The 7,017-nt window shown below is 66.9% G+C and carries 8 protein-coding genes; 4 read left to right on the top strand and 4 right to left on the bottom strand.

All coding sequences use genetic code 11. The features are described 5' to 3' along the window. Together dxs and Q0S71_RS17460 are read left to right on the top strand one after the other, a co-directional pair. On the top strand, positions 1-1,597 hold a 1,597-nt coding region (gene dxs / locus Q0S71_RS17465; RefSeq protein WP_295998536.1), incomplete at its 5' end, for a 1-deoxy-D-xylulose-5-phosphate synthase. Positions 1,598-1,825: 228 nt separating this feature from the next. Then, positions 1,826-2,584: a M48 family metalloprotease gene (locus Q0S71_RS17460; RefSeq protein WP_295998530.1), complete on the top strand. Its 759-nt coding sequence runs from the start codon at positions 1,826-1,828 to the stop codon at positions 2,582-2,584. A gap of 1 nt (position 2,585) precedes the next feature. Here the strand turns inward: Q0S71_RS17460 and Q0S71_RS17455 are convergent, their stop codons facing one another. The 3 genes from Q0S71_RS17455 to Q0S71_RS17445 all read right to left on the bottom strand — a co-directional run bounded on the left by Q0S71_RS17455 (position 2,586) and on the right by Q0S71_RS17445 (position 5,170). Continuing rightward, positions 2,586-3,140, bottom strand: a complete 555-nt coding sequence (locus tag Q0S71_RS17455) for a cob(I)yrinic acid a,c-diamide adenosyltransferase (RefSeq protein ID WP_295998528.1) — start codon at positions 3,138-3,140, stop codon at positions 2,586-2,588. Between the two features lie 61 nt (positions 3,141-3,201). Next, positions 3,202-3,711, bottom strand: coding sequence for a DUF6622 family protein (locus Q0S71_RS17450; protein ID WP_295998525.1), 510 nt, complete (start codon positions 3,709-3,711; stop codon positions 3,202-3,204). A 250-nt stretch (positions 3,712-3,961) separates the two neighbouring features. Beyond that, positions 3,962-5,170: an NAD(P)/FAD-dependent oxidoreductase gene (locus Q0S71_RS17445; RefSeq protein ID WP_295998521.1), complete on the bottom strand. Its 1,209-nt coding sequence runs from the start codon at positions 5,168-5,170 to the stop codon at positions 3,962-3,964. A gap of 187 nt (positions 5,171-5,357) precedes the next feature. Between Q0S71_RS17445 and Q0S71_RS17440 the strand changes: the two genes are divergently transcribed. Next, positions 5,358-5,882, top strand: coding sequence for an Rrf2 family transcriptional regulator (locus Q0S71_RS17440; protein ID WP_295998519.1), 525 nt, complete (start codon positions 5,358-5,360; stop codon positions 5,880-5,882). A 98-nt stretch (positions 5,883-5,980) separates the two neighbouring features. On the opposite strand, the gene Q0S71_RS17435 is transcribed toward Q0S71_RS17440, so the two are convergent. Continuing rightward, positions 5,981-6,538, bottom strand: coding sequence for a suppressor of fused domain protein (locus Q0S71_RS17435; RefSeq protein WP_295998517.1), 558 nt, complete (start codon positions 6,536-6,538; stop codon positions 5,981-5,983). Positions 6,539-6,727: 189 nt separating this feature from the next. On the opposite strand from Q0S71_RS17435, the gene Q0S71_RS17430 reads away from it, so the two are divergent. Then, the coding region (locus tag Q0S71_RS17430) for an FAD-binding protein (RefSeq protein ID WP_295998513.1) at positions 6,728-7,017 on the top strand (290 nt) is incomplete at its 3' end.

The raw sequence follows: 7,017 nt of genomic DNA, 5'->3' as shown, positions 1-7,017 counted from the left end.
CCAGCAGGGCGGCATCTCCGGCTTCCCGCGCCGCGTCGAAAGCGAATACGACACCTTCGGCACGGCCCACTCGTCGACGTCGATCTCGGCCGCGCTGGGCATGGCGCAGGCGGCCAAGATCAAGGGCGAGCACCGCCACGCCATCGCCGTCATCGGCGACGGCTCGATGACGGCCGGCATGGCCTTCGAGGCCATGAACAACGCCGGCGTGCAGGAAGACATCAACCTGCTCGTCATCCTCAACGATAACGACATGTCGATCTCGCCGCCGGTGGGCGCGCTCAACCGCTACCTGGCGCGCCTGATGTCGGGCCAGTTCTACGCCGCCGCCAAGAACGTCGGCAAGTCGATGCTGCCCGGTCCCGTGCTGGAACTGGCCAAGCGCCTGGAGGAACACGCCAAGGGCATGGTGGTCCCGGCCACCATGTTCGAGCAGTTCGGCTTCAACTACATCGGCCCGATCGACGGCCACGACCTCGAATCGCTGATTCCCACGCTGCAAAACATCAAGCAGCTCAAGGGCCCGCAGTTCCTGCACGTGGTCACCAAGAAGGGCCAGGGCTACAAGCTGGCCGAGGCCGAGCCCATCCTCTACCACGGCACCGGCAAGTTCAACCCGGCCGAAGGCATCAAGCCGGCCGCGCCGGGCAAGAAAACCTACACCGAAGTGTTCGGCGACTGGCTGTGCGACATGGGCGCGGCCGACGAACGGCTGGTCGGCATCACGCCGGCCATGCGCGAAGGCTCGGGCATGGTCTGCTTCGAGCAGAAATTCCCGCAGCGCTATTTCGACGTCGGCATCGCCGAGCAGCACGCGGTGACGTTCGGCGCCGGCCTGGCCTGCGAGGGCCTGAAGCCGGTGGTGGCGATTTACTCGACCTTTTTGCAACGCGGCTACGACCAGCTGATCCACGACGTGGCGCTGCAAAACCTCGACGTCACGTTCGCGCTCGACCGCGCCGGCCTGGTCGGCGCCGACGGCGCCACCCATGCCGGCAACTACGACCTGGCCTATCTGCGCTGCATCCCGAACATGGTGGTGATGGCGGCCTCCGACGAAAACGAATGCCGCCAGATGCTCAGCACCGGCTACCACTACAACGGCCCGGCCGCGATCCGCTATCCGCGCGGCGCCGGCACCGGCGCGGCGGTTTCGCCGACACTCGACACCATCGCCATCGGCAAGGGCGAAATCAAGCGCCAAGGCCGCAAGATCGCCATCCTGGCCTTCGGCTCCATGGTCGCGCCCAGCGTGACGGCCGGCGTGCAGCTCGACGCCACGGTCGCCAATATGCGCTTCGTCAAGCCGCTGGACGTGGAACTGGTGCGCCAGCTGGCCGCCGACCATGACTATCTGGTGACGGTGGAGGAGGGCTCCATCATGGGCGGCGCCGGCGCCGCCGTGGCCGAAGCGATGGCCGCCGAAGGCATCGTCAAGCCGTTGCTGATGCTGGGCCTGCCCGACAAGTTCATCGACCACGGCGACCCGGTCAAGCTGCTCGCCAGCGTGGGCCTCGACAGCGCCGGCATCGCCGCCTCCATCAAACAGCGCTTCGGCGACGACGCCCCGCGCCTGGCCGTGGTCCAGAACGGCTGATAAACCGGGCGGCGGCCCGTACTTCGGGGGGCAGGCCCTGCTCAAGGTCGGTGGCCGTAGTCGGCGCCGGCGGAGGCAGGGTCTGCCCCCGGTCTTGACCCCGATTGCCGCCGCCGCATCTTCCCCTTGCCACGCCACCACATCCCCCGCTTGCATCCCGCACCCGCTCGGCCTATATTGATATAAACAGTTTATTCAGTTTCCGGCCTGTCCTTGCGGGGGAGCGAAATGAATGTCATACCGGCGGGGTGGGTGTGGGCGGCGCTGTGCGCCATAGCGGCGCCGGCGTCGGCGCAGGTGCCCGAATCGGGCCGCTGGCAGGACTTCAGTTTCGGCGCCGAGGAAGTCGACAGCCGCATGGAAGACCGCTACATCGAACAGGTGGTGGAGCTGGCCGCCGCCGGCAAGCTCGATGAGCAGCGCGCGCTGTTCCACCGCCTCCAGCGCATCAGCGCCGGCATCATCGGCGCCGCCATCGCCATGAAACCGGAAGCGGCGCAATGGCAGTGGGAAGTCCACGTGGCCGACGATCCCGGGGTCGACGCCTACTGCATGGCCGGCGGCAAAATCCTGATCGGCAGCGCCTTCGTGCGCCAGCTGCGCCTCACCGACGGTGAGCTGGCGACGCTGCTGGCGCATGAGGTGGCGCACGCCGTCGCCGAACATCACCGTGAAACGCTGTCCGAAGCGCTGGCCATCAACCGCCGCCCCGAGGTGCCGCTGGACGTGCTGATGGAGCGCCTCGACAGCGACCTGTCGCTGCAAATCCACCTGGCCGGCCTGTCAAGTTTGCAGGAGAGCGAGGCCGATCAACTGGGCATGGTGCTGGCGCACCGCGCCGGCTGGCCGGCGGCGGCGATGGTGAGCTTCTACCGCAAGCTGGCCGCGACCGAGCCGGCCTCGCTGATGGCGAACGACCATCCGAGCGGCGCCTCGCGTCTCAGCATGGCCAAGGGCATGGCGCTGCTGTTCGCGGGCCGGCCCTGACTTATTTGGCCTTGCGCTCGTGATTCCACAGCACGTCGCCGCCGCCGGCATGGCGGTTCAGGGTGCGCGACAGCACGAACATCAGGTCCGACAAACGGTTCACATACTGGCGCGGATGGTCGTGTATGGTCTCGGCCTTGCCCAGCGTGACGATGCCGCGTTCGGCGCGCCGGCACACGGTGCGGCAGATGTGGGCGATGGCCGCCGCGCGCGAGCCGGCCGGCAGGATGAATTCGGTCAGCGCCGGCAGCGCCGCGTTGTATTTTTCCAGCAGCGCGTCGAGCCGGCCGACGTGGACCTCGGTAATCATCTGATAGCCGGGGATGCACAATTCGCCGCCCAGGTCGAACAGGTCGTGCTGGATCACCACCAGTTCCGCGCGCAGCGCGTCGGGCATGGCCTCGCACAGCAGCAGGCCGAGGTGGGAGTTCAGTTCATCGACATCGCCCATGGCGTGGACCCGCGCGCTGTCCTTGGCGGTGCGGCTGCCGTCGCCCAGGCCGGTGGTGCCGTCGTCGCCGGTGCGGGTGGCGATTTTGGAAAGTCGATTGCCCATGATGCTTCCTGATCCGTAAAACAATCAGCATACGTCAAATCGATGGGCGGTACAAAATCGTTCAGGCGGCCAGCGCGTAAGGCTGCTGGAAATAGGCGGCGGCCTGGCGCAGCAAACGGCCGAAGAAGATGCCGTTGCAGCAGCCGAACAGCGCGCAGACCGGCAGCGCGAACGCCGCGCTCTGAGCCAGCGCCGGGTGCATGGCGGTGACCACCGCGACGCTGTATTTGATGACGAAGATCGACAGCATCAGCGCCAGCGGCGTCCAGCTGCCGCGCTGGTGCACGGTGCCGCGCGCGCGGTCGGCGCTGATGCGGGCGCCGTCGATCAGCATCCAGGTCAGCGCCGCGCCGGCGGCCGCGCCCACGGCCCAGGCCAGCAGCACGCCGCCGCCCAGGTCGAATTTGCCGGCGATGCCTTGCAGCGACAGCACCAGCATCACGGCCGGCATGATGCACAGCGTGCGCATCGTCGTCGCGCGGTCGGTGCTGGCGAGGACGCCGCGATACACCAGGAAGGCCAGGATGGCCCAGACGTAGATCGGCGTGTGGCTCAGGAGTTGTTGCGGCATGATGGTCTCGCTTTCGTCGTGTCGTGGAGGGATGGGTGGACTATGTCCATCGCCGCGCCGCGCCGCCAGCGCGATGCGACGAAAGCGGCCGGCGGCGGCGCGAAACAGGAAAAAAGCGGCGGGAAAAACAGCGCCAGGAAAAACCGCGGCGGGAAAAGCAGCGGTAAAGAGAGCGGCGGCAAGACGCGGCCGGGAAGCGCGGGCGGCGGCGCGCGAACATCGTTCCGCCAGCGCGCCGCCCGGGCCGGATTCAGGCGACCACGGACCGTTGCGGGTCGGCGGCGGCCAGTGTGGCGCTGCGGCTGGCCAGCGGCGGCAGTATCCATTGCGTGTTGATCTTGACCTTCAGCGCCTTGGCGTCGGCGCCGGCCATCTTCACTTCGCGCTGCCAGCCTTCGGTATAGACCGCGCCCCACGCGCCCAGGTCGAGGCAGGTGACGTAGAACGGCTGCTTGTAGTGCAGCGTCGGCAGGCCGAGCAGGTCGGCGGCGACGTTATGACCGGCGTAGCGGCCCATGTCGATCGCGTGCTGGCACGACATCAGCGCGTGATTGCCCTCGTCGTCGGTTTGCGCCAGCGCGACGTCGCCGGCCGCGAAGACGTCGGCGGCGCCGGCCACGCGCAGGTCGCGGTCCGTCCGCACGCGGCCCAGCACATCGCGCTGCGCCGGCAGTTGCTCCGTCAGCGCGCTGGCGCGCATGCCGCCGGTCCAGATCACGGTGTTGGCTTCGATGCGCTGGCCGTCCGAGGTCGTGACGCCGTCGGCGTCGACCGCCGTCACGGCCGTCGACAGCACCGCTTCAACGCCTAGTTCACGGAAGGCCTGCGTAATCGCGGGACGCGGGCCGGCGCCCAGTTCCGCGCCGATTTCGCCGCCACGGTCGACGACGATGACGTTGAACCGCGCATCTTGGCCGAACACCTTGCGCAGCCGTTCCGGCATCTCGGTCGCCACTTCGATGCCGGTGAAGCCGCCGCCCACGATCACCACCGTGTTGCGCGCCGCCGATGGCGGCAGGTCGGCCAGTCGCGCCAGGTGAAGGTCGAGCCGGACCGCTTCGTCGAGCTGGTCGACGCTGTGCGCATGCTGCTCCAGACCTGGCACGGCCGGACGATGCAGCTTGCTGCCGGTGGTCAGCACCAAACGGTCGTAGTTCAAAGTCTGGCGCTGGCCGTCGGCGGTCACCGTATCGACGCGGCGCTCGCCGGCGTCGATGCGTTCGACGCTGCCTTGAAGATAGCGCACGCCGGCCGCTTCCAGCACCGGCAGCAGCGGCGTCGTCATGCCGTGCGGCGCCTGTTCATGCAGGCGCGGACGCAGGTGCAGCAAGGGTTCGGGCGAAATCAGCGTGATGTCGACGTCGGCGCTGCCGCCGTTGTTGTCGAGTACGCGCGCCGCGCCCAGGGCGCTCCACAAACCGGCGAAGCCGCCGCCAACGATCAAGATTTTTTGGGACATGAGGTGACCTGTTCAAAGTGGTGAGAGATTTTTTTTTGGATTTTAAACTACGATTCACTGTGTCGTAGTTTGCGAGTATCGTCCACGTTTTTTCGATCCGCAAGAAAATAGTCGTCAAATTTTTGCTTGCCCGGCGTCGGGAAAATGACTATCGTATAAAACTACGATCAAATTAGTCGGGGTTTCAATGTCGCACATCAGCACCGGCGTGGAATACGCCTTGCATTGCCTGTTATTGCTGGCCGACCTGCCGCCGGACGCGCCCGAGCCGAGCGCCAGGGACCTGGCCGAATTGCAGGGCATACCGGCCGAATATGTGGCCAAGCTGTTCACGAAACTGAACAAGGCGGGTCTGGTGATCGCCGCGGAGGGCGTGAAGGGCGGCTTCGCGCTGGCGCGCAAGCCGGAGCGGATCAGCGTGCGCGACGTGGTCGACGCGGTCGACGGCGCCAAGCCCTTGTTCGACTGCCGCGAAATCCGTTCCCGTTGCGCGGTGTTCGGCGACAGTCCGCCGGCGTGGGCCAGCAAGGGAGTTTGTTCGATCCACGCCGTGATGCAGGCGGCCGAAAAGGCGATGCGCGCAACGCTGGAGGCGCATACGCTGGCCGACCTGGCGGCGCGCACGGCGGCCAAGGCGCCGGCCAGCTTCGCGCCGGCCGTGGTGCATTGGCTGGACCAGCGCTCGGCTGGCCGCCGCGCGGGGCGCGGCTGATCGCTTATCGCAGCAGGTGGGAAGGGTAGGGGAGCGGGCGGCCCGGAGCCGGGCTGCCCGCGCGCGGCCGCATGGCCGCGCCGGTGTCGATCAGACGCTCAAGCCGTGACGGCGACGTGCTCGCGTTTCGGGTCGGTGAAGTCGATGGCGTTGGAGATGATGAATTCCTTGCTGCCCATTTTGCCGAAGGTTTCGATTTCGTCCTCGTACAGCGGGATCATGGCGGCCAGGAAGATGGTGCGGTCGGTCAGCACGAACTTCTTTTCATCGTCCGGCAGGAAGGAGGGCTGGAACACGAAGCAGGCGTTCATGTCGCTTTCGCCGCTGATCGGGAAGTCGAGTTTGAAGCGGTCGCCGTAGGAGAACGGCTTGTCGCCGGCGTAGGCCGAGGCGAAGTAGCCGATCGCCTTGCCCCACAGGTGGTCGCTGCTCTTCATCGTAATCATCAATTCGGGACGGCCGAATTTCCAGTCCGGGTGCTCGGCGCTCGACAGGCCGCTGGTGATGGCCGTCGTCATGCCGTTCTGCGGCAGGTCGGCGAAATAATACACCAGCATTTTCGGGCGTCCGGGGAGACCCACTTCGCGGATCTCGCTGACGGTGCCGAAACGGATTTCCAGGGCGAGCAGCCAGGCTTTGTCAAAAATGTATTGCATGCGGTTTCCTGATGAGGTGTGAGAATGCGACCGCGTTATTCTAGCCCTTGCGGGGCCGGTAGCGGCAAGCCTTAATCGTCATTTCGATGTAAAAACCACAAACGCGCGCCGCCGGCGCCGCCGTTTATGCTTACAATCGTATCCTCTGCCCACGCCGTGAAGTACCCGACCATGAATGCTGCCGGCTCCATGACCGATGTTGACGCCAGCGCCGCGCTGGCCGCGCGCCGCCTGCGCGTGGGCGCCGCGTTGCGCGCCGCGCTGCCGGCCCGCTGCGTGCTGTCCGAACCGGAAGACACGCGGCCCTACGAATGCGACGGCCTGGCCGCCTACCGCCAGTTGCCGATGATCGTCACGCTGCCCGACAGCGAAGCGCAGGTGGTCGCCATCCTCGCCATCTGCCGCGAACTGGGTGTGGCCATCGTGCCGCGCGGCGCCGGCACCGGCCTGTCCGGCGGCGCCATGCCGATCGCCGACGG

Source organism: Rugamonas sp., from assembly GCF_025354735.1.
GTDB lineage: Bacteria > Pseudomonadota > Gammaproteobacteria > Burkholderiales > Burkholderiaceae_D > Rugamonas.
Note: the sequence above shows the minus strand (reverse complement) of the source record. Positions and strands in the feature narration are given on the sequence as shown.

Excerpts from the sequence above, each read along its gene's own strand:
- Q0S71_RS17460 (WP_295998530.1), top strand. The coding sequence starts at position 1,826 with ATGAATGTCATACCGGCGGGGTGGGTGTGGGCGGCGCTGTGCGCCATA.
- Q0S71_RS17455 (WP_295998528.1), bottom strand. The coding sequence starts at position 3,140 with ATGGGCAATCGACTTTCCAAAATCGCCACCCGCACCGGCGACGACGGC.
- Q0S71_RS17450 (WP_295998525.1), bottom strand. The coding sequence starts at position 3,711 with ATGCCGCAACAACTCCTGAGCCACACGCCGATCTACGTCTGGGCCATC.
- Q0S71_RS17445 (WP_295998521.1), bottom strand. The coding sequence starts at position 5,170 with ATGTCCCAAAAAATCTTGATCGTTGGCGGCGGCTTCGCCGGTTTGTGG.
- Q0S71_RS17440 (WP_295998519.1), top strand. The coding sequence starts at position 5,358 with ATGTCGCACATCAGCACCGGCGTGGAATACGCCTTGCATTGCCTGTTA.
- Q0S71_RS17435 (WP_295998517.1), bottom strand. The coding sequence starts at position 6,538 with ATGCAATACATTTTTGACAAAGCCTGGCTGCTCGCCCTGGAAATCCGT.